This is a genomic window from Streptomyces sp. NPDC048255 (genome assembly GCF_040652415.1).
Classification (GTDB): Bacteria; Actinomycetota; Actinomycetes; order Streptomycetales; family Streptomycetaceae; genus Streptomyces.
This window is the reverse complement of the sequence record NZ_JBEZMA010000018.1, coordinates 1-22,089: the sequence shown is the minus strand read 5'-3', so window position 1 is coordinate 22,089 and position 22,089 is coordinate 1. Positions and strand designations below refer to the sequence as shown.

19 protein-coding genes are annotated in these 22,089 nt (G+C 74.0%); 9 read left to right on the top strand and 10 right to left on the bottom strand.

Annotation, left to right across the window (positions count from 1 at the left end):
• Nucleotides 1-26: 26 nt before the first annotated feature.
• The 3 genes from AB0D94_RS16825 (at nucleotide 27) to AB0D94_RS16815 (ending at nucleotide 7,242) form a co-directional block, all read left to right on the top strand.
• Entirely contained in the window at nucleotides 27-1,853 is a 1,827-nt protein-coding gene (locus AB0D94_RS16825; RefSeq protein WP_362051921.1) for an RNA ligase family protein, read from the top strand.
• Complete coding sequence (locus AB0D94_RS16820) at nucleotides 1,853-4,744, top strand: poly(A) polymerase (protein ID WP_362051919.1); 2,892 nt, start codon at nucleotides 1,853-1,855, stop codon at nucleotides 4,742-4,744. Before AB0D94_RS16825 ends, AB0D94_RS16820 begins: the two co-directional genes overlap by 1 nt.
• 341 nt (nucleotides 4,745-5,085) lie before the next feature.
• Nucleotides 5,086-7,242 carry a discoidin domain-containing protein gene (locus AB0D94_RS16815; RefSeq protein ID WP_362051917.1) on the top strand — a complete coding sequence of 719 codons (2,157 nt, stop codon included), beginning with the start codon at nucleotides 5,086-5,088 and terminating at the stop codon, nucleotides 7,240-7,242.
• A gap of 165 nt (nucleotides 7,243-7,407) precedes the next feature.
• On the opposite strand, the gene AB0D94_RS16810 is transcribed toward AB0D94_RS16815, so the two are convergent.
• From AB0D94_RS16810 to AB0D94_RS16790, 5 genes are all read right to left on the bottom strand, one after another.
• Nucleotides 7,408-8,325: an NADP-dependent oxidoreductase gene (locus AB0D94_RS16810; RefSeq protein ID WP_362052108.1), complete on the bottom strand. Its 918-nt coding sequence runs from the start codon at nucleotides 8,323-8,325 to the stop codon at nucleotides 7,408-7,410.
• A 195-nt stretch (nucleotides 8,326-8,520) separates the two neighbouring features.
• Complete coding sequence (locus tag AB0D94_RS16805) at nucleotides 8,521-9,921, bottom strand: GH1 family beta-glucosidase (RefSeq protein ID WP_362051915.1); 1,401 nt, start codon at nucleotides 9,919-9,921, stop codon at nucleotides 8,521-8,523.
• Nucleotides 9,918-10,781: a carbohydrate ABC transporter permease gene (locus AB0D94_RS16800; RefSeq protein WP_362051913.1), complete on the bottom strand. Its 864-nt coding sequence runs from the start codon at nucleotides 10,779-10,781 to the stop codon at nucleotides 9,918-9,920. The genes AB0D94_RS16805 and AB0D94_RS16800 overlap by 4 nt, the downstream gene beginning before the upstream one ends.
• Nucleotides 10,771-11,787, bottom strand: coding sequence for a sugar ABC transporter permease (locus AB0D94_RS16795; protein WP_362051911.1), 1,017 nt, complete (start codon nucleotides 11,785-11,787; stop codon nucleotides 10,771-10,773). Before AB0D94_RS16795 ends, AB0D94_RS16800 begins: the two co-directional genes overlap by 11 nt.
• A 10-nt stretch (nucleotides 11,788-11,797) precedes the next feature.
• Nucleotides 11,798-13,117: a sugar ABC transporter substrate-binding protein gene (locus AB0D94_RS16790; protein ID WP_362051909.1), complete on the bottom strand. Its 1,320-nt coding sequence runs from the start codon at nucleotides 13,115-13,117 to the stop codon at nucleotides 11,798-11,800.
• Between the two features lie 193 nt (nucleotides 13,118-13,310).
• Here AB0D94_RS16790 and AB0D94_RS16785 point away from each other — a divergent pair, with 193 nt between their 5' ends.
• A complete protein-coding gene (locus AB0D94_RS16785; RefSeq protein WP_362051907.1) occupies nucleotides 13,311-14,633 on the top strand; it encodes an ROK family transcriptional regulator in 1,323 nt (440 codons plus the stop codon).
• 185 nt (nucleotides 14,634-14,818) lie between these two features.
• Here the strand turns inward: AB0D94_RS16785 and AB0D94_RS16780 are convergent, their stop codons facing one another.
• Nucleotides 14,819-15,895 carry an RNA ligase (ATP) gene (locus AB0D94_RS16780; RefSeq protein WP_362051905.1) on the bottom strand — a complete coding sequence of 359 codons (1,077 nt, stop codon included), beginning with the start codon at nucleotides 15,893-15,895 and terminating at the stop codon, nucleotides 14,819-14,821.
• A 238-nt stretch (nucleotides 15,896-16,133) separates the two neighbouring features.
• On the opposite strand from AB0D94_RS16780, the gene AB0D94_RS16775 reads away from it, so the two are divergent.
• On the top strand, nucleotides 16,134-16,877 hold the full coding sequence (locus AB0D94_RS16775) for an SDR family oxidoreductase (RefSeq protein WP_362051903.1): 744 nt from the start codon (nucleotides 16,134-16,136) through the stop codon (nucleotides 16,875-16,877).
• A 30-nt stretch (nucleotides 16,878-16,907) separates the two neighbouring features.
• On the opposite strand, the gene AB0D94_RS16770 is transcribed toward AB0D94_RS16775, so the two are convergent.
• Nucleotides 16,908-17,741, bottom strand: coding sequence for a peptidoglycan-binding protein (locus AB0D94_RS16770; protein ID WP_362051901.1), 834 nt, complete (start codon nucleotides 17,739-17,741; stop codon nucleotides 16,908-16,910).
• Nucleotides 17,742-17,749: 8 nt separating this feature from the next.
• The gene (locus AB0D94_RS16765) at nucleotides 17,750-17,884 is read right to left on the bottom strand and encodes a hypothetical protein (protein ID WP_362051899.1); all 135 of its coding nucleotides are present in this window, start codon (nucleotides 17,882-17,884) and stop codon (nucleotides 17,750-17,752) included.
• 169 nt (nucleotides 17,885-18,053) lie between these two features.
• On the opposite strand from AB0D94_RS16765, the gene AB0D94_RS16760 reads away from it, so the two are divergent.
• Together AB0D94_RS16760 and AB0D94_RS16755 are read left to right on the top strand one after the other, a co-directional pair.
• Nucleotides 18,054-18,521: a hypothetical protein gene (locus tag AB0D94_RS16760; protein ID WP_362051897.1), complete on the top strand. Its 468-nt coding sequence runs from the start codon at nucleotides 18,054-18,056 to the stop codon at nucleotides 18,519-18,521.
• A gap of 76 nt (nucleotides 18,522-18,597) precedes the next feature.
• Complete coding sequence (locus AB0D94_RS16755) at nucleotides 18,598-19,437, top strand: MerR family transcriptional regulator (RefSeq protein WP_362052106.1); 840 nt, start codon at nucleotides 18,598-18,600, stop codon at nucleotides 19,435-19,437.
• A gap of 27 nt (nucleotides 19,438-19,464) precedes the next feature.
• Here AB0D94_RS16755 and AB0D94_RS16750 read toward each other — a convergent pair whose 3' ends face one another.
• Nucleotides 19,465-19,758: a hypothetical protein gene (locus tag AB0D94_RS16750; protein WP_362051895.1), complete on the bottom strand. Its 294-nt coding sequence runs from the start codon at nucleotides 19,756-19,758 to the stop codon at nucleotides 19,465-19,467.
• Between the two features lie 112 nt (nucleotides 19,759-19,870).
• On the opposite strand from AB0D94_RS16750, the gene AB0D94_RS16745 reads away from it, so the two are divergent.
• Both AB0D94_RS16745 and AB0D94_RS16740 read left to right on the top strand, forming a co-directional pair.
• Nucleotides 19,871-20,326 carry a hypothetical protein gene (locus tag AB0D94_RS16745; protein ID WP_362051893.1) on the top strand — a complete coding sequence of 152 codons (456 nt, stop codon included), beginning with the start codon at nucleotides 19,871-19,873 and terminating at the stop codon, nucleotides 20,324-20,326.
• 361 nt (nucleotides 20,327-20,687) lie between these two features.
• Entirely contained in the window at nucleotides 20,688-21,248 is a 561-nt protein-coding gene (locus AB0D94_RS16740; RefSeq protein ID WP_362052104.1) for a GNAT family N-acetyltransferase, read from the top strand.
• Nucleotides 21,249-21,258: 10 nt separating this feature from the next.
• Here AB0D94_RS16740 and AB0D94_RS16735 read toward each other — a convergent pair whose 3' ends face one another.
• Entirely contained in the window at nucleotides 21,259-21,930 is a 672-nt protein-coding gene (locus AB0D94_RS16735; RefSeq protein WP_362051891.1) for a hypothetical protein, read from the bottom strand.
• Nucleotides 21,931-22,089: the final 159 nt, after the last annotated feature.

Here is a 22,089-nt window from a genome sequence, read left to right as displayed (position 1 = left end):
CCCCGTCGTCGACCAGGAGCGGACCCATGCGCACGCACTATCCCCGTACGCCCCACCTGCCCTGGTCCCCGGGGGCGACCGCGGACGACGTGCGGGCCGAGGGGTTCGCGGGGCTGGCCGGGCGCGAGGTCGTGGTGACCGAGAAGCTCGACGGGGAGAACACCACCCTCTACCGGGACGGACTGCACGCGCGCTCCCTGGACTCTGCGCACCATCCCTCGCGGGCCTGGGTCAAGGGGCTCCAGGGGCGGATCGCCTCCGGGATCCCGGAGGGGCGGCGGGTGTGCGGGGAGAACATGTACGCCCGGCACTCGCTGGCCTACGAGGAACTGGACAGCTGGTTCTACGGGTTCTCGGTGTGGGACGGGGAGCACTGCCTGGACTGGGACCACGGCGTGCGGTTCCTGCGGGGGCTGGGGATACCCACCCCGCCCGTGCTGTGGCGCGGCGTCTTCGACGAGCGGGCGCTGCGCAGGCTGAAGCTCGACACCTCGCGCCAGGAGGGGTACGTCGTACGGACGGTGGCGGGCTTCGCGCGTGCGGACTTCGGGCGGTGCGTGGCGAAGTGGGTGCGCACGGGTCATGTGCGCACCAGTACGCACTGGATGTTCGCGCTGGTGGTGCCGAACGGGCTGGGGCCGGCCGCTCCGTTGTGGGCGGTCCGGTCGGGGGCCGAGCCCGATGTGGCGGCGCTGTCCGCGGCCGTGGGTGCGCCCGCCGCGGACGAGGCCGCCGCGGACCCGGCGGGCGCGGACCCGGCCCGGGCAGCCGGGGCGGCCGGCGCGCGGGCCGCCGGGGACGTCGCGGCCGAGGTGGCCGAGACCGCCGCCCGGATCGACGCGTCGGGGCGGACCGGGGAGGCCCGGCTGGCCGGCGTACTGGCCGCGCTGCTGCACCGTACGCCGCGCGCCCGGATCGCGGCGCGGCCGGCGACGGGACCGGCGGCGGGGCTGGTGGGGACCGGGCTCGCGCGGCGGGTGGCCGACCTGGTCGGGCTGTACGGGCTGCTCCAGCGGCCGTTCCCGGACGCCGAGCGGCGGACCGGGCTGGTCCGGATGGCCGCCGCCGCGGATCTCGGGCTGCTGCACGCCCTCGCCGGGGCGCTGGCCCCCGGCGGGGACGCCGACGGCGCGGCGGCGCGGGAGTGCGTGGAGTGGTCCGCGCTGTGCGCCGAGGAGGCGGGGCTGCTCGGGCCGGACCCGCTGGGCTTCCTGCGCGCCGGGCTGCGCGAGGCCCTCGCGGGGCTCGGCCCGGAAGCCGCCGACCGCTGCTGGGCCGAGGCCCGCAGCGCCTTCGCGCAGGGCAGGATCAGCACCGCCGAGGAGGCGGTGGCGGCCACCTGGCGGTGGCGCGAGGGGGACTTCCCCCGGCTGGTCCAGCTGTGCGGGCCCTCGGGGAGCGGCAAGAGCACCTTCGGCCGCTCACTGCCCGGTGTGGACACCTGCATCAGCCTTGACGACCTGCGCACCGCCCGGGGTTCCCGCGCCGATCAGAAGGCCAACGCGGAGGTGCTGCGGGAGGGCCTGGACCGGCTGGACGCCGCCCTGGCCCGCGGTGGCACGGTGGTGTGGGACGCCACCTCGCTCACCGACCAGCAGCGCGGCCTGGCCGGTTCGGTCGCACGGCGCCGCGACGCGCTGGTCACCCACGCCGTGGTGCTGACCGACGAGGCGGAGCTGCTGCGCCGCAACGCCGTACGGGCCCATCCGGTGCCGCCGGACGTACTGGCCGCGCAGCTGCGCCGGTTCAGCCCGCCCTACCCGGGCCAGGCGCACCGTACGTGGTACGTCGGCGCGGGCGGGGCCGTGGAGGACACCGCGGGCAGCCTGGCCGAGACCTACGGGGAGTACTGATGCGCACCAGCGAGGAGATCTACCACCAGGTGCGCTGGGACCCCCGGTTCGACCCGGCCCGGTTCGTGCTCGGGCTGCTCCAGCGCGGGGCCGCGCCCAAGCGGGTCCCGCTGCCGTCCTTCGTGCCCGGAGGGGACATCCCCTGGCACCGGGTCCTGTTCGTCGAGGCGGACGGGGAGCTGGTGTGGGACCGGGCGACGGGCGTCGACCGGGTGGGGGCCGGCGGGGCCGGACGGGTACGCGATCCGCGCCTGCTGCGCTCGCCCTTCTTCACGGCGCGGACCCCGCACGTCTGGGACCCGGCGGGCGGCGGCTCCTGGCGGCCCGCCGAAGCCGCGCCGGCGCCCGCGGCGGCCGGGCCCACGGCCCCGGACCGGATGCGGCTGCTGACCTGGAACACGCTCTGGGACCGCTACGACGCCCCGCGCATCGCCACCGCCCGGCGCAGGCCGATGCTGCTGACCGAACTGGCGGCCGCCGACGCCGACATCATCGCCCTCCAGGAGGTCGAGCCCGAGCTGCTGGGCATGCTGCTGGCCGAGCCGTGGGTCCGGTCCGGGTACACGGCGGCCGCGGACCCGGCCGGCCGGGACGTCTCCGAGTACGGGCTGCTGGTGCTGAGCCGGCTGCCGGTGCGGGAGGCCGGGCTGCTCGTACTCGGCCGGCACAAAGCGGTGGCCGCCGTGACGGTGGACACCGCGGCCGGGGCGCTGGTCGTCGCCGCCACCCACCTGACCAGCGACCACTCGCAGAACGGGGAGGGCCGCAGGGCCGCCGAACTGGCCCTGATCGCCGAGGGGCTGGGCGGTGTCGAAGCCGGTGTGGCGCTGCTGGGCGACTTCAACGACGGCCGGACCGGGGACGCCGGACCCGCGGCCGTGCTGGGGCTGCGCGACGCCTGGAGCGAGGTGCACGGGCCCGCCGATGCGACGCCCACCTTCGATCCGGCGGCCAATCCGCTGGCCGCGGTCGCCTCCCTGTCGGGGCGTTCGGCGCGGCTGGACCGGATCCTGCTGCGGGGGGCGGGGGCGCGGGTGACCCGGGCGGCGCTGCGCGGCGACTCCCCCGGCCCGGAGGGGCTGTTCGTCTCCGACCACTTCGGGATGGAGGCGACGGTGGAGTTCGGGGCGCGCGGCGACGGACCCGCGCGACTCGACCTGCCGGCGACCGCGCGGACGGCGGTGGCCTGGCTCCCGCCGCACGACCCGGTGGTCGAGGAGCTGCGCGGGGAGCACGATCCGCAGGCCGGGCGCCGGCCCGCGCACGTCAGCCTGCTCTTCGGCTTCGTACCGGAGTCCTCCTTCGACGAGGCGTTGCCGCTGCTGGCCGAAGTGGCCGCCGGTACCTCGCCGTTCACCGCCCGGCTGGAGGGGGTGCACAGCTTCGGGCAGCGGGAGGACGCCACGCTCTGGACGGACCCGGCATCGTCGGGCGACGCGCCGTGGCAGGAGCTCCGGGCGGCGCTGGTGGAGCGGTTCCCGGGCTGCCGGGGCCGGGCGGATGCGTACACCCCGCACCTGACGCTGGGGCGCAGCCAGGACCCGCAGCGGGCGGCCGCCGCTTTCGCGGCGAGGCTCGGCGGGGGCCGCTCCGCGCAGGTCGGGGAGCTGGCGGTGCTCTCGCGGCGCGGGGACGGCCCGATGCGGATCCGGGCCACGGTGGCCCTGGGGACGGGCGAGGTGCGCTGGATACCGGAGCCCGCGGACCGGGACCGGGCCGCGGACCACGAGCACGCCGACGGCGACGCCGGCGGGTCGGCCGCGGCGCGGGTCGCGGCCCGGGTCGCGGCGGCGCTGCCGGACGGGGTCGTGCACGTGGCGGGTTCGCGGCGGATGGGCTGCGCCCTGCCGGGGGCGGACCTGGACCTGGTGGCCGTGCTGCCGGGTCCGTCCGGGCTCACCGGCGTGCGGGAGCGCGTGGCGGCGACGCTCGGCGAGGCCGAGCGGATGCGGGAGGTGACGGGCGCGCGGGTGCCGGGGCTGCGGCTGCACGTCGGCTCGCTGGACGTGGACCTGGTGGTGGTCGCGGCCGGCAGGCCGGACCCCGCGGGGGCGGTGGCCCGGCGGTCGGAGCTGGGCGAGGCGGCGGCCGTCGCCCTGAGCGCGGTGAGCGACGCCGACGCCGTACGGGGCTCCGTGCGCGGGCAGTTCGACGCGTGGTCCCGGCTGGCGCGGGAGGTGAAGGCGTGGGCGCGCGCCCGGGGGCTGGACTCGGCTCCCTTCGGCGGGCTGCCGGGCCTGGCCTGGGCGGTGCTCGCGGCGCGGACCGTACGCGCGGCGGGACCGATGGAACCCGGGGCCCTGCTGCGGGAGTTCTTCGGCACGTGGGCGGCGTGGGACTGGCGCGACCCGGTCTCCCTGTACCCCGGGGCGCCGGAGGGCTCCGGGGAGGCGGGAGCCGGCGCACCCGGGCCGGACCCGGTGACCGTGCTGACCCCCACGGAGCCGGTGCGCAGCTGCACGGTCCAGGTGGGTCCCGGCCTGCGCGACCTGCTGGTGCGGGAGCTGTACCGGGCCTGGGAGCTGCTGGAGGCGGATCCCGGCGCCTTCGGCGAGGTCCTGGCGGCGCCGCCGCTGCACCGGCGGCACGCCGGCTGGGCGGTGGTGACCGTACGGGCGGGCACGGAGCGGGAGTTCGAGGAGGTCCTGGGCCGGGTGCGCGGGCGGCTTCGGGCGCTGCTCGGGGCTCTGGCGGAGGCGGGCGCCGCCGACGCCCACGCCTGGCCGCGTCCGTTCGAGGCGGGCCCCGCGCTGTCCCGTTACGCGATCGGCCTCGGCGCGACGCCGCCGGACGCGGCTCGGCTGTCCGGCCTGGTCGCGCCCTGGTCCTCCGGTCTGCCGGGGGTCGAGGTGGCCTGGGTCGCGGGTGCGGACGTACCGGACCTGTACTGATCGCGGCGCTGGCCTCCGGGCGCCGTTCTGACGACGAGTAACGAACGCACGGCCCCTTGCGGGCCTGGGGCGGGAACACTTCCCGAACCCGGCCTGAGCTCCGTCCCGCCCAGCGGGCGCGGCGGGACGGAGCGGCCAGGAGCCTCAGTAGAGCTTCGCGGATTTTTTTCGTCAACACTTTTCACAAGGATTGAAGAAACCCTGAGTTCACAGCCCTGACGGGTCATTGACATGCCGTCAGGCCTTCAGTTCATGAACGCGCAAACCCTTGACGGCCATGGTGGCGGGCAGTTCACTCACGCTTCGGTCCCCCCGGATCCACGACGTCAGGAGCACCCCGCATGCCCCTCCTCTCCGATCGCCCGCCGCGGCTCGCCGTCGCGGCGCTCGCCACCGCGCTGGTGGCGGCCCTCCTCGTACTCCTGCCGGGCACCGCCGCCCAAGCGGCTCCCGTGCTGCTCTCCCAGGGCAGGTCCGTCACCGCCTCCAGCCTGGAGGGCGCCGGGACGCCGGCCGGCGCGGCCGTCGACGGCGACAACGGCACCCGCTGGTCGAGCCAGTTCGCCGACCCCCAGTGGATACAGGTCGACCTCGGCTCCCCCGCCCAGCTGAGCCAGGTCGTGCTGCGCTGGGAGGCCGCGTACGCGAAGGCGTACCGGATCGAGCTGTCGGCCGACGGCTCCACCTGGTCCACCGCCTACTCGACGGCCACCGGCGCCGGCGGGATCCAGACCCACGAGATCACCGGCACCGCCCGCTACGTCCGCCTGTACGGCACCCAGCGGGCCACCCCCTACGGCTACTCGCTCTGGGAGTTCCAGGTGTACGGCACCAGCGGCACCGGCCCGACGATCCCCGGCGGCGGCGACCTCGGCCCGAACGTGATCGTCTTCGACCCCTCGACACCGGACATCCAGGGCAAGCTGGACGAGGTCTTCGCCCGGCAGGAGTCCGCCCAGTTCGGCTCCGGCCGCTACCAGTTCCTCTTCAAGCCCGGTACGTACAACGGCCTCAACGCGCAGATCGGCTTCTACACCTCGGTCTCCGGGCTGGGCCTGAACCCCGACGACACCACCATCAACGGTGACGTGACCGTCGACGCCGGCTGGTTCGGCGGCAACGCCACCCAGAACTTCTGGCGTTCGGCCGAGAACCTGGCGCTCAACCCGGTCAGCGGCACCAACCGCTGGGCGGTCTCCCAGGCCGCGCCGTTCCGCCGGATGCACGTCAAGGGCGGCCTGAACCTGGCGCCCAACGGCTTCGGCTGGGCCTCGGGAGGCTACATCGCCGACTCCAGGATCGACGGCCAGGTCGGCAACTACTCGCAGCAGCAGTGGTACACCCGCGACAGCTCGATCGGCGGCTGGTCCAACGCGGTGTGGAACCAGGTGTTCTCCGGGACCCAGGGCGCGCCGGCGCAGTCGTACCCGAACCCGCCCTACACCACCCTGGACACCACCCCCGTATCGCGGGAGAAGCCCTTCCTCTACCACGACGGCGCCGACTACAAGGTCTTCGTCCCGGCGAAGCGCACCGACGCCCGCGGCACCTCCTGGGGCAACGGGGCGCCTCAGGGCAGCTCGGTCCCGCTCACCCGGTTCTACGTGGTCAAGCCGGGCGCGAGCGCGGCGACGATCAACGCGGCACTGGCCCAGGGCCTGCACCTGCTGTTCACCCCCGGCGTCTACCACGTGAACCAGACCATCCAGGTCAACCGCCCCGACACGATCGTGCTGGGCCTCGGCCTCGCCACGATCGTCCCGGACAACGGGGTGACCGCGATGAAGGTCGCAGATGTGGACGGGGTGAAGCTCGCCGGTTTCCTGATCGACGCGGGCACCGTCAACTCGCCCACCCTGCTGGAGGTCGGACCGGCCGGCGCCACGACGGACCACGCGGCGAACCCGACCACCGTCCAGGACGTGTTCATCCGGGTCGGCGGCGCGGGCGCGGGCAAGGCCACCCTCGGCATGGTGGTCAACAGCCACGACACGATCGTCGACCACACCTGGATCTGGCGGGCCGACCACGGCGACGGGGTGGGCTGGGAGACCAACCGCTCCGACTACGGGTTCCGGGTGAACGGCGACGACGTCCTGGCGACCGGACTGTTCGTCGAGCACTTCAACAAGTACGACGTGGAGTGGAACGGCGAACGGGGCCGCACGATCTTCTTCCAGAACGAGAAGGCCTACGACGCTCCCAACCAGGCCGCGATCCAGAACGGTTCCGTCAAGGGCTACGCGGCCTACAAGGTGGCGGACTCGGTGAACACCCACGAGGGCTGGGGACTGGGCAGCTACTGCTACTACAACGTGGACCCGACGATCCGCCAGGAGCACGGCTTCCAGGCCCCGGTGAAACCGGGCGTGAGGTTCCACGACCTGCTCGTGGTCTCGCTCGGCGGCAACGGCCAGTACGAGCACGTCATCAACGGCATCGGCGCCCCCACCTCGGGCACCTCGACCGTTCCCTCGACCGTCGTGTCCTTCCCCTGATCCACGGCGACCCGCCTCTGACCGGGCGGTGATCGACCCCTGGCCGATCCCTGACCGATCTCCGACCGATCCCTGACCGATCTCTGGCCCCCGCGGGACGCGGGGCGGCCCGGCGGCCGCCCCGCGTCTTCCGGTCCCCGTCCCGGAGAGCACTCGGCGCGGGACTCAGACCTCGATGACGATCTTGCCCGCCGTGTGTCCGGCCTGGCTCAGCTCGAAGGCCGCCGCGAGTCCGGCCAGCGGGAAGGTCTCGGCGACCGTCACCGTCAGCTGTCCGCCGACGGCGAGCCGGGCCAGTTCCGCGAGGTCGGCGCCGACCGGGCGGACCCACATCCACTCGCCGCCGGAGCCGGTCACGGTGGGGTCGGCGATGGAGGCGTGCCGGCCGTCGTCGTGGAGCACTTCGCGGGTGACGGCGAGGACCCCGCCCACGAAGTCGGCGACGACGGTGGCGCCCTCGGGGGCGAGGGCGAGGACCCGGCCCGCGAGGCCGTCCCCGTAGGCGACGGGTTCGGCGCCGAGCTCCCGTACCCGGTCGTGGTTGCGCGGGGAGGCGGTACCGATGACCCGGGCACCCAGGGCGCGGGCGATCTGCACCCCGAAGGAGCCGACCCCGCCGGCGGCGCCGTGGATCAGGACGGTGTCGTCCTTGCCGGTACCGAGGCGGGTCAGGACCTGGTAGGCGGTGAGCCCGGCGAGCGGCAGCGCGGCGGCCTCGGCCCAGCCGAGCGAGGCCGGCTTGTGGGCGAGGGCGCGGACGGGCACGGTGACGAACTCGGCGCAGGTCCCGCCGTGCACGTAGTCCTTGCGGACGTAGGCCATGACCTCGTCGCCCTCGGCGTACTCCGGGGTGTCGATGCCGACCCGTTCCACGGTGCCGGAGACGTCCCAGCAGGGCACGACGGGGTAGACCACGTCCATCAGGCCGTCGAGCCCGCCCGCCATGATCTTCCAGTCCACCGGGTTGACGGACGCGTACTTCACGCGGACCAGGACCTCGCCCGGGCCGACCTTCGGCACGGGCAGCCGGGTCTCGGCGAGCACCTCCGTCCCGCCGTACGTCTCGTAGGCCATCGCCCGCATGGTGTTCTCCTGCGCCATCTACCCGACCTCTCCGTGAGCTGCTGGATCCGCCCCCGGCCCATCCCACCACGCGGGCCGCGCCCGCCCCGAGAAGCGGGGCGGGCGCGGAGGGGCGAAGGGGCGGAGGGGCGAAGGGGCGGAGGGGCGAAGGGGCGGAGGGGCGGAGGGGCGGAGGGGTCAGCGGGAGCGGAGGGGTCAGCGGGAGCGGTGGGAACGGTGGGCCGCGATGATCTCGGCGTAGCGGCGGCCGCTGGACTTCACGGTGCGGCGCTGGGTGGCGTAGTCCACGTGGACCAGGCCGAAGCGCTTGTCGTAGCCGTAGGCCCATTCGAAGTTGTCCAGCAGCGACCAGGCGTAGTAGCCGGCCAGGGGCGCGCCGCGGCGGGCGGCGCGGGCGCAGGCGGCGAGGTGGGCCGTCAGGTAGGCGGTGCGCTCCGGGTCGTGGACGCTGCCGTCGGGGGCGACGGTGTCGGGGTACGAGGAGCCGTTCTCGGTGATGTGGATGCGCCGGGCCCCGTACTCCTCGGTCAGGCGCATGATCAGGGCTTCCAGGCCGCCGGCGTCGACCTCCCAGTCCATGCCGGTGCGCGGGACTCCGGGCCGGTCGATCTGGCGGGCGAAGGGGGCGGGGCCGGCCGGGTCGGCGGTGACCACCTGCGGGAAGTAGTAGTTCAGTCCTGTCCAGTCGAGCGGGGCGCCGATGGCGGCGAGGTCGCCGGGGCGTTCGGGGAGGTCGACCCCGTAGACCTCGCGCATGTCGGCCGGGAAGCCGCGGCCGTGGACGGGGTCGAGCCACCAGCGGTTGACGTGGCCGTCCATGCGCCGGGCGGCGGCGCGGTCGGCTTCGCCGCCGGTGGCGGGCTCGACGGTGGAGAGGTTGTTGACGATGCCGATGCGCGCCCCGGGGGCGGCGGCGCGGATGGCCTGGGTGGCCAGGCCGTGGCCCAGGAGGAGGTGGTAGGAGGCGCGGACGGCCGCGGTGAGGTCGGTCCAGCCGGGCGCCATCCGGCCCTCCAGGTGGCCGATCCAGGCCGAGCAGAGCGGCTCGTTGAGGGTGGCCCACTGGGTGACGCGGTCGCCGAGGCGCTCGGCGACCAGGGCGGCGTACGCGGCGAAGTGCTCGGCGGTGGTGCGTTCGGGCCAGCCGCCGCGGTCCTGGAGGGCCTGGGGCAGGTCCCAGTGGTAGAGGGTGACGGAGGGTTCGATTCCGGCAGCGAGCAGCCCGTCGGTCAGCCGGTCGTAGAAGTCGAGCCCCTTGGCGTTGGCGGGGCCGTCGCCGCCGGGGAGGACGCGCGGCCAGGCGACGGAGAGCCGGTAGGCGTTGGTGCCGAGCTGCCGCATCAGGGCGATGTCCTCGGGCCAGCGGTGGTAGTGGTCGCAGGCGGTGTCGCCGGTGTGGCCGCCGTCGATGGCGCCGGGGACGCGGGTGAAGGTGTCCCAGATGGAGGGGGCGCGGCCGCCCTCGGCGACGGCTCCCTCGATCTGGTAGGCGGAGGTCGCGGTGCCCCAGGCGAAGCCGTGGGGGAACGCGGCGAGGTCGATGTTCGCGGGGTCCGCGGCCCGCTCGGTCACGGGGAGGCTTTCGGAAAGGGTCACTTGACGGCTCCTGCCGTGAGTCCTGCCACCAAGTACCGCTGCAACAGCAGGAATCCGGCGACGACGGGGATGCTGACGACGAGCGAGGCGGCCATGATCTGGTTCCAGTAGACGTCGTTCTGCGTGGAGTAGCCCTGCAGTCCGACGGCGAGCGTGCGGGTGGTGTCGTTCGTCATGACGGAGGCGAAGAGCACCTCGCCCCAGGCGGTCATGAACGCGTACACGGCGACGGCGACGATGCCGGGCACGGCGGCCGGGATCACGACCCGGAACAGGGCGCCGAGGGGGCCGCAGCCGTCGACGGTGGCCGCTTCGTCGAGCTCGCGGGGTACCGAGTCGAAGTACCCGATGAGCATCCAGACGGAGAAGGGGAGGGAGAAGGTGAGGTAGGTGAGGATCAGCCCGCCGCGGGATCCGTAGAGGGCGACCCCGGTGCTGTTGCCGATGTTCACGAAGATCAGGAACAGCGGCAGGAGGAAGAGGATGCCCGGGAACATCTGGGTGGAGAGCACGGTGACGGTGAAGAGCCGTCTGCCGCGGAAGCGGTACCGGCTGACGGCGTAGGCCGCGAAGACGGCGATGACCACGGAGCAGACGGTGGCGGTGCCGGCCACGATCAGGGAGTTCGCGAAGTACTTGGCGAGCGGGACGGTGTGCCAGATGTCGGAGTAGGGGCGGACGGTGAGCCCGGTGGGGATCCACCGGAACTGGCCCGCGACGTCCTTGAGGGGTTTGAGGGAGGTGGTGACCATCACGTAGACGGGCAGCAGCACGAATCCGGAGAGCAGGGTCAGGAAGACGGCCCTGATCGCCCGGAAGGAGGCGGGCGGGTCGAGCGGGCTGCGTTCTCTAGCGGGCATCGCCGGACCTCCGTCCGCGGGTGGTGACGAGCAGGTATGCGGCGGTGACGAGCAGCAGGAAGAGCAGCAGGAGCACGGACATGGCCGATCCGGTGCCGAAGTTCCAGGTGACGAAGCTCGACTGGTAGATGTGGATGGAGATGAGGTCGGCGGCTTCGGGGGCCGATCTGCCGAACAGCACGAAGGGCGTGTTGAAGTCGTTGAAGGTCCACAGGAACAGCACGAGGACCAGCACCTGGTTGACCGCGCCGACCGAGGGCAGGGTGATCCGGCGGATCTGCTGCCAGATGCCGGCGCCGTCCAGCGCGGCCGCCTCGTAGAGATCTCTGGGGATGTTCTGCAGGGCCGCCATGACGATGAGGAAGGCGAAGGGCCAGCCCTTCCAGACGGAGACGGTCAGCAGGGCCCAGAAGCTGTTGTCGCCGAGCAGCCAGAAGGTGTGCTCGGCTCCGCCGAGGCCCAGCTGGTCGTGGATGACGTGGTTCACCAGGCCGTTGTCCCGCTGGAACATGAACGCCCAGGTGATGACGGCCGCGTAGACGGGCAGGGCGTAGGGGATCAGGAAGAGCGCCCGCAGGATGCCGCGGCCGCGGAAGTGCTCCTGCATGAACACGGCGGCGGCGGTGCCCAGCAGCCAGCACAGGCCCACGGAGAGCAGGGTGAACAGGCAGGTGGTGAGGAAGGAGCCGAGGAGGGCCTCGCCGACGGGGCGGTTGATGTCGACGGCGAGTTCGTAGTTGTCGAAGCCCGTCCAGGGGGCGCGCGACCAGTCCCGGATGTGGAACTGGGTCAGCTCCCGGAAGCTCATCAGGATGCCCATCACCATCGGGACGAGGTGGATGAGCAGTTCGAGGAGGAGGGCGGGCAGCAGGAGGAGGTACGGCAGGGCGGTGCGCCGGAGCCGGCCGGTGCGCCCGGGGCGTCGGGGGCGGCGCGCGGGGGCCGTGGTGCGGCGGGGCCGCCGCGCCCCGGTGTCGGGTGGCAGCGTGGTGGGTGCGGAGGTCATCTGCCGGGGCTCAGTTCGCCATCTGCTGCTGGGCCTTGGTGAGCTTCGCCCTCACCGACTCGGTGGTGACCGGGCGGCCGGCCGCGGCGTCCGCGAAGAGCTCCTTGACGGCGGTGCCGACGGTGGTCTCGAACTGCGACTCCTCGGGGACCTGCGGGAGCGGCGCGGCGCTGGTGGAGAGGGTGTTGCGCAGCACGGTGAGGTCCTCGTTGCCGAACGCGGGGTCCGTCTGGGCCGCCTTGACCGGCGGGATGGAGCCGTACGCCTTGTTGAGGGTCTTCTGCTCCTCGTCGCTGGTCATGAACTTCACGAACTTCAGGGCGCCGTCGATGTTGTCCGTGTTCTTGAAGACGGCCAGGTTGATGCCGGCGACCATGGAGTTGGTGTTCTTCCCGGCGCCGGGGGCACCGCCGGCGGGTACGGGGACGGGGGCCACGCCCCAGTCGCCCTCCTTCATGCCGTGGGCCTTGAAGCTGCCGGCCGCGCTCTGCCACAGGACCATGGCGGTCCTGCCGTTGGCGAAGTCCTGGAGGGACTGGTTCTTGTCGTACTCGGCGTTGCCGGGCGCGATGATCTTGTCCTTGGCCATCAGGTCGACGTACTGCTTGACGGCCTCGACGTTGGCGGGGGTGTCGAAGGTCGGCTTTCCGGCGGCGTCGAAGAACTCCGCGCCGTGCTGCTTGGAGAGGACGAAGGCCTGGTGGATGTTGTTGGCGAGGTTCGCGCCCTCGGCGCCGAGGCCCCACTTGCCGTCCTTGGACAGCTTCCGGCCGGTGGCGACCATCTCGTCCCAGGTGGCCGGGGGCTTGTCGATGCCCGCCTCCTGGAACATCTTCTTGTTGTAGTAGAGGGCGTAGGACATCGAGTAGAGCGGGACGGCGGCCGGGTCCTTGCCCGTGGCGCCCGCCGAGCCGAGGGCGGACTCGACGAAGCGGTCCCGGCCGCCGATGGCGGCGAAGTTCTCGGCGGTCCAGGGCAGCAGGGCTCCGGTGGCCTGGAGGGAGGAGGACCAGGTGTTGCCGATGTTGAGGACGTCCGGGCCCTGGCCGGAGGCGGTGGCGGCGAGGATCCGGTTGAGCAGGTCCGACCAGGGCACGACTTCGAGCTTGACCTTGATGCCGGTCTGCTCCTCGAACTTCTTCAGCTCCGGGCCGAGGGTCGCCTGGTCCGCCGTGAGGTCGGGGCCCTGGTTGGAGGCCCAGTAGGTGAGCTCCTTCGGGGCGGTGTTGGAGCCGCCCGCGTTGTCCGCGGATCCGCCTCCGCAGGCGGTTGCGGCGGCGAGGAGGGAGGCGGTGACGGCGGTGGCTGCTGCGGCTCGGGTTCTGCGCATGACGGATCGGCCCCTTTCGGCAGGTTCGGGGAAGGCCGGCGGGGAAGTACCGTGCGTCGTCTGCGCGGAACCTCTGCTGCGACCGTTTTCATCCAGGCCTTAAATTAGGACGTGAGTTAAGCCTCGCGAAAGGGTCGCGTCAAGGGGTCGCGCAAGGGTATGTTGCGATCGACGGCGGGGCGGAAGGAGCCACATGACCACGGGTCGTAGCGGACGAACGGTGCGGGACCTGCGACGCGGCAACCGCAGTGCCGTATTGCAGCGGTTGTACTTCGGCGGGCCGATGAGCCGTCAGGAACTGGGACCCGCAACGGGGTTGAGCTCAGGGTCCGTCAGCAACGTCGTCGGCGAACTCGTCGCCGACGGCCTCCTGGAGGAGGCCGGCATCGTCGACTCGGACGGCGGCAGGCCCCGTACGCTCCTGCGGGTGACCCCCGGCAGCGCCCACATGATCGGCGTCGACGTCGGCGAAACCCGGGTGCGCGTCGAGCTGTTCGACCTTGCGCTGACCGAACTGGCCCGCGCGGAGATGCCGTTGCTGCCGCGCGGCTGCTACGACGTCGGCCCGATCGTCGACCACATCAGGACCGGGATCGCCGCCGTGCTCGCCGAGGCCGGCGTCGGTACGGAGCGGCTGCTGGGCGTGGGCGTCGGGGTGCCCGGCATCGTGGACCACCAGGCGCCGGGCGGCGCCGTCGTGCACGGCCAGACCATCGGCTGGGACGCGGTACCGCTGGAGGCCCTGCTGCGCGCCACCGGAGCCCTGCCGGACGAGGTCCCGTACATCATCGACAACGGTGCCCGCACCCTCGGACAGGCCGAGATGTGGTTCGGCGCGGGACGCGGCGCCCGCGAGGCGGTCGTGGTCCTCTTCGGCTCGGGCGTCGGTGCGAGCCTGATCACCGACGGCTCACCGGACGGCGGCACGACGGAAGGCACCCCGCTGGAGTGGGGGCACCTGACGGTCTCGGTACGGGGACGGCGCTGCCGGTGCGGGGCACTGGGCTGCCTGGAGGCCTACACGGGGGCGGAGTCCCTGCTGGCGCGCTGGGCGGAACGCGGCGGCGCGGCGGGCGGCCGCCCGGTGGACTCCGTGGACGAGGAGGAAGCCCTCGCCGCGCTGCTGGCGGCGGCGGTCGAAGGCGATCCGGTGGCCGTGGAAGTGCTGGAGGAGACGGCTGAGTACCTGGGCGCCGGGCTGTCCGACGTGATCAACCTCTTCCGGCCGGAGCGGATCCTGATCGGCGGCTGGGCCGGCCTGATGCTGGGCCCGCACATCCTGGCGTCCGTACGGGAACACGCGACCCGGTACTCCCTGCGCCACCCCGCCGGGCGGGTCAGCATCGGCATGGGCTCCCTGGGCCCGGACGCGGTCACGGTCGGCGCGGCCACGCTCCCGCTGTCGGCCTTCTTCGCGACGGGCGGCCGCCGCGCCGTCCCGGAACCGCCGGCGGAACAGCCGGGCTGGCAGACGGCGCTGGAGGTCCGCGGCGGGGCGGCGTCCCGCCGGGCGTGACGCCGGGCGGGGCACCGGGCGGGGCGCTGCGCATGACGCAGGAACGCCATCCGGTCCGGCGGGCGTTCGAGGCGCGGTGTCCGGGGCGGAGCCCCCGAAACGGCGTCCCAGGGGCCCGGCCCCGACCACCCGCGCGAGGCGCCCGGCAGCTCGCCGCACCGCCCCCGGCTCGCCCCGGGGGCCCGTCACTCGTACTCCGTGCCGCCCTTGCGGGTCAGGTACGCCGGGCTGACCGCCTTCGCGATGGCGCGGCCGCCCACCACCGGGCTGTAGCGCTCCGTCCGCGGGCGGATGACGACCCCCTCGCGCAGGTGCAGGTTGCGTCCGGACACGGTTTCGCGGCCGCTCGCCCGCTCCAGCACCACGTCGAGGTCGTACGGGCCCTCGTACAGCCTCGGCACCAGCGGCAGTTCGCCGTCCGCGAGCACGGCGGCCGGGTCCAGCCAGCGCACCTGCCCGTCGATCTCGGCGGACACGTCGAAGACGGCGTACCCGGGCGGCGCGTCGGCCGTGCGCACGTCGGTCCCGTACGCGAGGTCCTGGACGCCCGCGCCGTAGACCTCGCCGAAGATCCCGATGCGGGTGGCGCCGAGCCGGGCGGCCAGTTCCGCGGCGACGGCGGCCACGTCGTGGCCCCGTACGGCCCGCCAGTACAGATTGCGCTCGTCCTCCTTGAGCGCCAGCCCCTTCGAGCCGAACCCCTTGGAGGTGACCTGGATCCGCCCGCCCTGGACGACGTACGTGAACAGGCAGGCGGTGCCGTGCAGTTTCTCCGTGAGGACGACCGGCTCGCCGGGCTCGAAGATGTGCGGGTAGCGCTGGAGGTTCTCGATGTCCACCCACGGCATCAGGTCGGGCGCGGCCTCGACCTCGCCGCTCATGGTCGTGGGTATCGGCGGCGCCCACTTGGTGATGCCGAGCAGCTCCGCGAAGTCCGTGCCCTCCTTGGCCGCCTGCGCCAGGTCCACGTCGGCCAGCGCGCGCGGCCGGCACACCAGGCCCTGCGAGAGCTCTCCGCGCAGCCGGACGGCCTTGACCCGGTCGGCGGAGCCGCCGGCGAGCCGGCCGGTCAGACCCAGCTCCTCGATCAGATCGGCGGGAAGTACGGCCTGTTCGGGTATGTAGAGGGCGAACTCCCCGCTCCGGTACGCGCCCTTGGCGATGACGGCGCGGTAGAGGCCCACCTGGGCCAGCTCCAGCGCGTCCGCGTTGGGGTGCTCATGGACGGTCAGTTCTTCGGCGGTGACCCGCAAAGTCGACATGGGTGGGCTCCTCGGGCGTCGTGGCCGCAATGGCGTCCGGTCCGAAGCGGCGGTCGCTCGCATCGGCGACGCCCAGTCTCCGTGCTGTCCTTTCCGCTGGTCCACCGCTTATCCGTCTGCTAGTGCTGTGTCCGCAACGTGGCGCCGGGCCGCCCGGAGGGCGGCCAAGGGGGGTACCCAGGGCCGGTCGGGGCGACCTGGCAGCATGGGCACGTACCGCGTCGCACAGGAGGCTCCCATGTCAGGTCGATCCGTCACCGTCGTCACGGGCGGCAGCAGGGGCATCGGCGCCGCGACCTGCCTGCGGCTCGCCGCGGACGGCCACGACCTGGCGATCGGCTACGTCCGTGACGCCTCGGCCGCCGAGGCGGTTGCCGAGCGGGTACGGGCGACCGGTGCCCGCTGTGTGACCGTACGCGGCGACACCTCGCAGGAGTGCGGTGTCGAGCGGCTCTTCGACGTCGCCGGGGCCGAACTCGGCGCGGTGACCGGGCTCGTCAACAACGCCGGAGTGACCGGCCCGCTGGGCCGGCTCGCCGACGCCCGGACCGAGGACCTGCGGCGCGTGGTCGAGGTGAACCTCCTCGGCTACCTGCTGTGCTGCCGCCGGGCCGCGCGGGACATGGCGCAGACCGGCGGCGGGGCCATCGTGAACGTCTCCTCGGCGGCCGCCACCCTCGGCAGCCCCGGGGACTACGTGCACTACGCGGCGACCAAGGCCGCCACCGACGCCCTGACCCTGGGACTCGCCAAGGAGCTCGGCCCGGACGGGATCCGGGTCAACGCCGTCGCGCCCGGCATCATCGAGACGGACATGCACGCGGCCATGGGCGATCCCGGCCGCCCGGCACGGGCCGCCGCGGGCATCCCGCTCGGGCGGCCCGGCCGGCCGGAGGAAATCTCCGGGGCCATCGCCTGGCTGCTCTCCGCGGACGCCTCGTACACGACGGGCGCCGTGCTGCGGGTGTCCGGCGGCCGCTGAACCCGGGGCGTGCCGTGCCGTGCCGGGGTGTCAGCCCGCGCTGCCGAAGGCCGCCTGGGTGGCCGGGCCGTAGACGCCGGGCTGGTCGCCCTTGATCCCCCGGTCGCGCTGGAGCTGGGCGACCCCGCGCTTGGTCTGGCTGTCGTAGACACCGGTCGTGGAGACGTACGTGAACCCCTGCCCGTAGAGCCGCTCCTGGAGGGCGCGCACCGCCTCGCCGCTGTCCCCCATGCTCAGCGTCCCGGGCGTCGGCTTCCCCGGCGCAGGCTGTCCGGCCGGGGCGCTCGACGCGGGACCGGGCTTCGGAGACGCGGGCGCGGCTGACGCGGAAGCCGAGGCAGAGGCCGTGGCGGAGGGCGTGGGCTTCGCCTCCGGGAGGGACGGGTCCGGCGAGGGCTCGGCCCCGTCCGGGCCGTGGGCGGGGAGCGCGGGCACGGGCAGTGTGAGCCCGGGCGAGGCTTCGGTGCGCGAGGGGTCCGGCTCGTCGGGGGCTGCCAGCAGGTACACCAGAGCGCCCGTCAGGCCGAGGGCGAGCACGGCGACGGCGGCGACCGGGAGCCGGCGGCCGCCGTCCCGGCGGGCCGCGCGGTGCGGCCGGGACGTCCGGTGCGCACCGGTCGCGCGGTGCGGATCGGACCCGCGGTGCGCACCGGTCGCGGTCGGCTCGGCGCCGTCCCGGGGCCCGGTGTCCCGGCCGGCGTCGTCCTGGAAGGCCTCGGGTACGCGGAAGGACACGGGCGGGGGGCCGCTCTGCGGCCAGGCGGGGGTCGTCGCCGGGGCCGGCCGGTGCACGGGCACGACGTACGGGCGCACGAGCAGGCGGTCGTCGGGGACGATCCCGCTCTCTTCGGAGTGGTGGGACACGGTAGGGGTCAGACCCCGCGCCGGACGCCACCGCGGGCGGCGAGGACACGGAGGGCGCCGGGCTCGGGAGAACCACCGGCCGGGGCCGGGGTGAGCGAGGAGCGGACCGATATGGACATCTTGGGTCTCCGAGTGCGGCTCATGCGGTGGTTCTTGATCGGGCGCACTCTGTCCCCTTTGCACACTCGGGTCAAGCCTGCTGTCCGAACTGCCCCATCGGTCCGCAATCCGCGCGGCCGGGCCGGACCCGGCGTCACCCGGACGCGTGAGATGGAGGACCGGGCCGGCCTACCGGTACGGCAAGGTGGTCGGATGCAGTTACGCCGGGCCGTGCCCCTCTCCCTCCTGGCGCTCCTCGCGAGCGCCGGCTGTGTCTCCGTCGGCCCGCAGGCTCCGGTTCCCGAGCGTGGTCCGGTACCACCGCCCGCCGGCGTTCCCGACGCACCGCCGCCGCAGCCCCTGCCGCTCGGGAGGCTGCCCGGGTCCGCGCCCGTACCGGATCCCGGGGCTGCCCCGGACCGGGACACGGACCCGGACGCCGACCCCGGCGGCCGGGCCGCCGCGCCCTCGCGGATCCCCGGCAAGGCGGCCCGGCCGGCGTCCGGGCGCGCCGAGAAGTTGAAGGCGCCGCCCCGGCGGGTGCGTTCACCGAAGCCGAAGGCCGCCCATCCGCACCGGCATCCGGCCCTGCCGTCCCGTATGGACGAGCTGTGCGCAGCCGCGGAGGGCACCGTTCCGCCGTCCATCGTCGACCTGTGCCTGCTGCAGTACGGACCCTGACCCGACCGGTGCGCGCACGCACCCGGGTGCGAGCCTTGACCCTCCCCCTGTGTCAGGCATTGCACTGGAAGGCGTCATGTTCACCATCGGAGACTTCGCCAAGCACGGCCGGGTGTCGGTCCGCATGCTGCGTCACTACGACGCACTCGGACTGCTGCGCCCCGCCCGTGTCGACCCCTTCACCGGCTACCGCTTCTACGAGGCCGGGCAGCTCGCCCGCCTCAACCGTGTCATCGCGCTCAAGGAACTCGGCTTCAGCCTGGACCAGGTGGGGACCATCCTCGACGAGCGGGTGGGCCCGGAGGAGCTGCGCGGCATGCTGCGGCTGCGGCAGGCCGAGCTGGAGAGCGCCATGGCCGCCGCGACGGCCGGGCTGCGGCAGGTCGAGGCGAGGCTCCGGACCATCGAGAGTGAGGGTTCCATGCCTGCCGAGGACATCGTCGTGAAGAGCCTCCCGCCCGTCCGGCTCGCCGAGTTGACGGGGATCGCGGGGAGTTTCGCACCGCAGGACATCGGGCCGGTCATCGGTCCGCTCTACGAGGAGCTGTGCCGCCTGTTCGAGGCCGCCGGGGTGGTGCCGACGGGCCCCGGCATCGCCTCCTACGAGGACGCCCCGGGCGCGGAGGCCGGGGCGGTCCTGGTGCGCGCCGGGCTGCCGGTGGCGGCCTCGGTCCGCGCCGAGGACCTCGGGGGCGGGGTGCGGGTCGTCACGCTGCCCGGGGTCGAGCGGGCCGCGACCGTGGTGCACCGGGGCGCGATGGACGGCGTACTGCCGACGGCGCAGGCCCTGGCCCGGTGGATCGACACGAACGGCGAGCGCTCGGCCGGGTACGCGCGTGAGCTGACCCTGGCCTGCCCGGACGACCCCGGCCAGTGGGTCACCGAACTCCAGGAGCCCCTCGCCGCCACGTCCTGACACACCCCTGCGGCCCGCGCGGGGCGGTCACGGGCGGCGGCCGCGGACGTGAGCGCACCGGCGGGCCGTACCGCGCCGGGCCGTGCGCAGCCGGCGCATGGTGGCGTGGCCGCGGCGGCGCCACTCGGCCCGGGGCAGGCCGGCCCGCTGGCCGCCACCGGTGATCAGCGCGTTGACCGGGGTCATCGGGTCGGCGCCGAGGCCCTTCGCCAGCAGCACCCCGGCGACTAGCGGGACCAGGGCCACGGCCAGGGCGGAACCCGCGGTGGTCACGTGCTGCATGCGCGGGCGGGGCGCGCTGCGCGGGGCTTCGTACGTCATGCCCCCATTCGATCAGCGGGGGCGCGGCGGGGAATCGGGGCGGATACTCAGGCCGTTGGGCACAACGTACTCAGACAAGCACAGACGGGCTCGGACGGGCGGGGTGACGGGGATGGCGGAACCCGGGCAGGGCTTCGAACCGGCGACCGGCGACGGCGAGGCAGTGCCGCCCGGCGCCGGGCGGGCGGCCGAGCTGCGCACGGCGTACGAGGGACTGCTCCAGATCCGGCGACTGGTCAACGGCCCCGCGGGCGCCGGGGTTCCCGCGGCGTGGGAGGTAGGGCAGATGACGCGTGCGGTGGCCCTGGTCCTGGAGGCCTCGGGGATCACGGCCTCGGCGGTGGACGCGCAGGGACGGCGTACCCGGACGGGATACCGCGTGGCCGCCGGAGCGGAGCCCGGCCGGGTGGCGGTGACCTGGCTCGGCCCGCCCGGCGGCGGCGCGGCCGAGGAGGAACAGGAACGGCTGACGGCGTGCGCGGCGGCCCTGGAGCCGCTGGGATGGACCTGCCTCCTCTACCGCGGCCCCCGCCACCGTCGGTTCCTGGAGGTCGAACCCGGACACTGAGCCGGGGTGGGATTATTCGTTGGTCCGGGGGTTCGCGGAGCGGCAGACTCGCCCCATGGGAATGCTCGACGCGATGGCGGACCGTACCGGCCGGGGCGAGACGGTGGAGTTCCGCCCGACCGGCGGGTCGATGGTGCCGCTGGTCCGGTCCGGGCAGCGCGTCCGGGTCGCCCCGGCGGACCCCGCCCTGATCGGGGAGGGCGACATCGTCCTGGCCCGGGTCCACGGCACCGTGTACCTGCACCTGGTCCTTGCGGTGGACGCCCCTCGCCGACGCGTGCAGATCGGCAACAACCGCGGCGGTGTCAACGGCTGGACCGGTTACGACCGGGTGTTCGGCATCTGCCTGGCCGTGGACGGCGTGCCCCGTACGGGCGCGGCCGCCAAGGTCCGCCGCCCGCACGCGGTCCGGCCCGTCGCCCTCGCCTCGTCCCGTCTCGACGTGCTTCCGCTGGGCGTGGAGCACGCCGCCGAGATGGCCCTCGTACTGGACGACCCCGGCCTGCACGCGTTCACCGGCGGCTCCCCGCTGGACGCCGACGCGCTGAGGGTCCGGTACGCACGGCTGGCGGCCGGTTCTCCGGACCCGGCGGTCGTCTGGTGCAACTGGGTGCTGCGGCTGCGCGCCGACGGGCGGCTGGTCGGCACCGTCCAGGCCACCGTCGCCGCGGACCTGGAACACGCCGAGGTGGCCTGGGTGGTGGGGGCCCCGTGGCAGGGCCGGGGATTGGCCTCCGAGGCCGCGCGGGTGCTGACCGGCTGGCTGCGGGAGCTCCCGGTCGGCCGGGTCCTCGCGCACGTTCACCCGGACCACTCCGCCTCGGCGGCCGTCGCCGCGTCCTGCGGACTCCGCCCGACCGCGCACCGTCAGGACGGCGAGGTCCGGTGGGAGTCCGCGGGCGGGACCGCTCCGCGCCCGTAGCGGGGACGGATCAGGCGTAGAACGGGCCCGGGTGGGCCCAGGTCGTCGTGCCGAAGACGTTCGTGTCGTTGATCGAGATCCGGAGGTCGGTGACCTTCAGGCCGTACTGGCTCGCCGTCGTACCGGCCGGGCAACTGATGTCCGAGGCCGGGAAGTTGATGTAGAAGTGCGGGCCGTGGTCGGCGGTGTCGCTGCGGTGGCTGGAGATGACGTAGTTGGCGTCGGTGTAGAAGTAGGTCGGCGAGAAGCGCGTCTGCTGGGTGCGGACGACCACGTCGTGGCTGCGGTCGGATCCGCCGTCGGGGCGGACGCAGCGGAAGGTGCGGGCGGTGTCGGCGTGGGCCTGGAAGTTGGGGTCGGAGCTCCACAGGCCCGCCTGGAAGCCGGGGCTGCTGCGCACGTCGTGCAGGGTGACGCGCAGCTGGAAGCCGCCGCAGCCCGGCGTCGGCGTGTAGTCGTGGTAGATCTGCAGGCACTTGCGGTCCCCGAAGTACGCCTCGGGGTCCGGGTCGTAGGGCTGGGGTACGACGGCCCCGTAGAACTGCACGGACGCCGAGATCCCGCCCGGAGCGGCTGCCGGGATCTCGACGGTCTGTGAGGCGTGGGCCGCGCCCGGGCCGGCGAGCACCAGTGCCGTCCCCGCGAGGAAGGCGAGCAGCAGCCGGAACGGTAGGACGGGCATGCGGAAGCGTGCCATCTGGTGGATCCCCCCTGGACCAGTGGATGGTTCCGAACACCGGGAACCATAACGGCGGAGGGTCCGCTTCGGCAGTGCGCCCCGGGCGGCCCGCGGCGGCGCGGCGGCGTGCCGCCCGCGCCCCCCTTCGCGTGCGCCCCGGGC

Coding starts and splice junctions, on each gene's coding strand:
- AB0D94_RS16820 (WP_362051919.1), top strand. CDS start 1,853: ATGCGCACCAGCGAGGAGATCTACCACCAGGTGCGCTGGGACCCCCGG.
- AB0D94_RS16815 (WP_362051917.1), top strand. CDS start 5,086: ATGCCCCTCCTCTCCGATCGCCCGCCGCGGCTCGCCGTCGCGGCGCTC.
- AB0D94_RS16790 (WP_362051909.1), bottom strand. CDS start 13,117: ATGCGCAGAACCCGAGCCGCAGCAGCCACCGCCGTCACCGCCTCCCTC.
- AB0D94_RS16800 (WP_362051913.1), bottom strand. CDS start 10,781: ATGCCCGCTAGAGAACGCAGCCCGCTCGACCCGCCCGCCTCCTTCCGG.
- AB0D94_RS16760 (WP_362051897.1), top strand. CDS start 18,054: ATGCAGTTACGCCGGGCCGTGCCCCTCTCCCTCCTGGCGCTCCTCGCG.
- AB0D94_RS16775 (WP_362051903.1), top strand. CDS start 16,134: ATGTCAGGTCGATCCGTCACCGTCGTCACGGGCGGCAGCAGGGGCATC.
- AB0D94_RS16755 (WP_362052106.1), top strand. CDS start 18,598: ATGTTCACCATCGGAGACTTCGCCAAGCACGGCCGGGTGTCGGTCCGC.
- AB0D94_RS16735 (WP_362051891.1), bottom strand. CDS start 21,930: ATGCCCGTCCTACCGTTCCGGCTGCTGCTCGCCTTCCTCGCGGGGACG.
- AB0D94_RS16785 (WP_362051907.1), top strand. CDS start 13,311: ATGACCACGGGTCGTAGCGGACGAACGGTGCGGGACCTGCGACGCGGC.
- AB0D94_RS16795 (WP_362051911.1), bottom strand. CDS start 11,787: ATGACCTCCGCACCCACCACGCTGCCACCCGACACCGGGGCGCGGCGG.
- AB0D94_RS16825 (WP_362051921.1), top strand. CDS start 27: ATGCGCACGCACTATCCCCGTACGCCCCACCTGCCCTGGTCCCCGGGG.
- AB0D94_RS16810 (WP_362052108.1), bottom strand. CDS start 8,325: ATGCGGGCGATGGCCTACGAGACGTACGGCGGGACGGAGGTGCTCGCC.
- AB0D94_RS16765 (WP_362051899.1), bottom strand. CDS start 17,884: ATGAGCCGCACTCGGAGACCCAAGATGTCCATATCGGTCCGCTCCTCG.
- AB0D94_RS16780 (WP_362051905.1), bottom strand. CDS start 15,895: ATGTCGACTTTGCGGGTCACCGCCGAAGAACTGACCGTCCATGAGCAC.
- AB0D94_RS16745 (WP_362051893.1), top strand. CDS start 19,871: ATGGCGGAACCCGGGCAGGGCTTCGAACCGGCGACCGGCGACGGCGAG.
- AB0D94_RS16750 (WP_362051895.1), bottom strand. CDS start 19,758: ATGACGTACGAAGCCCCGCGCAGCGCGCCCCGCCCGCGCATGCAGCAC.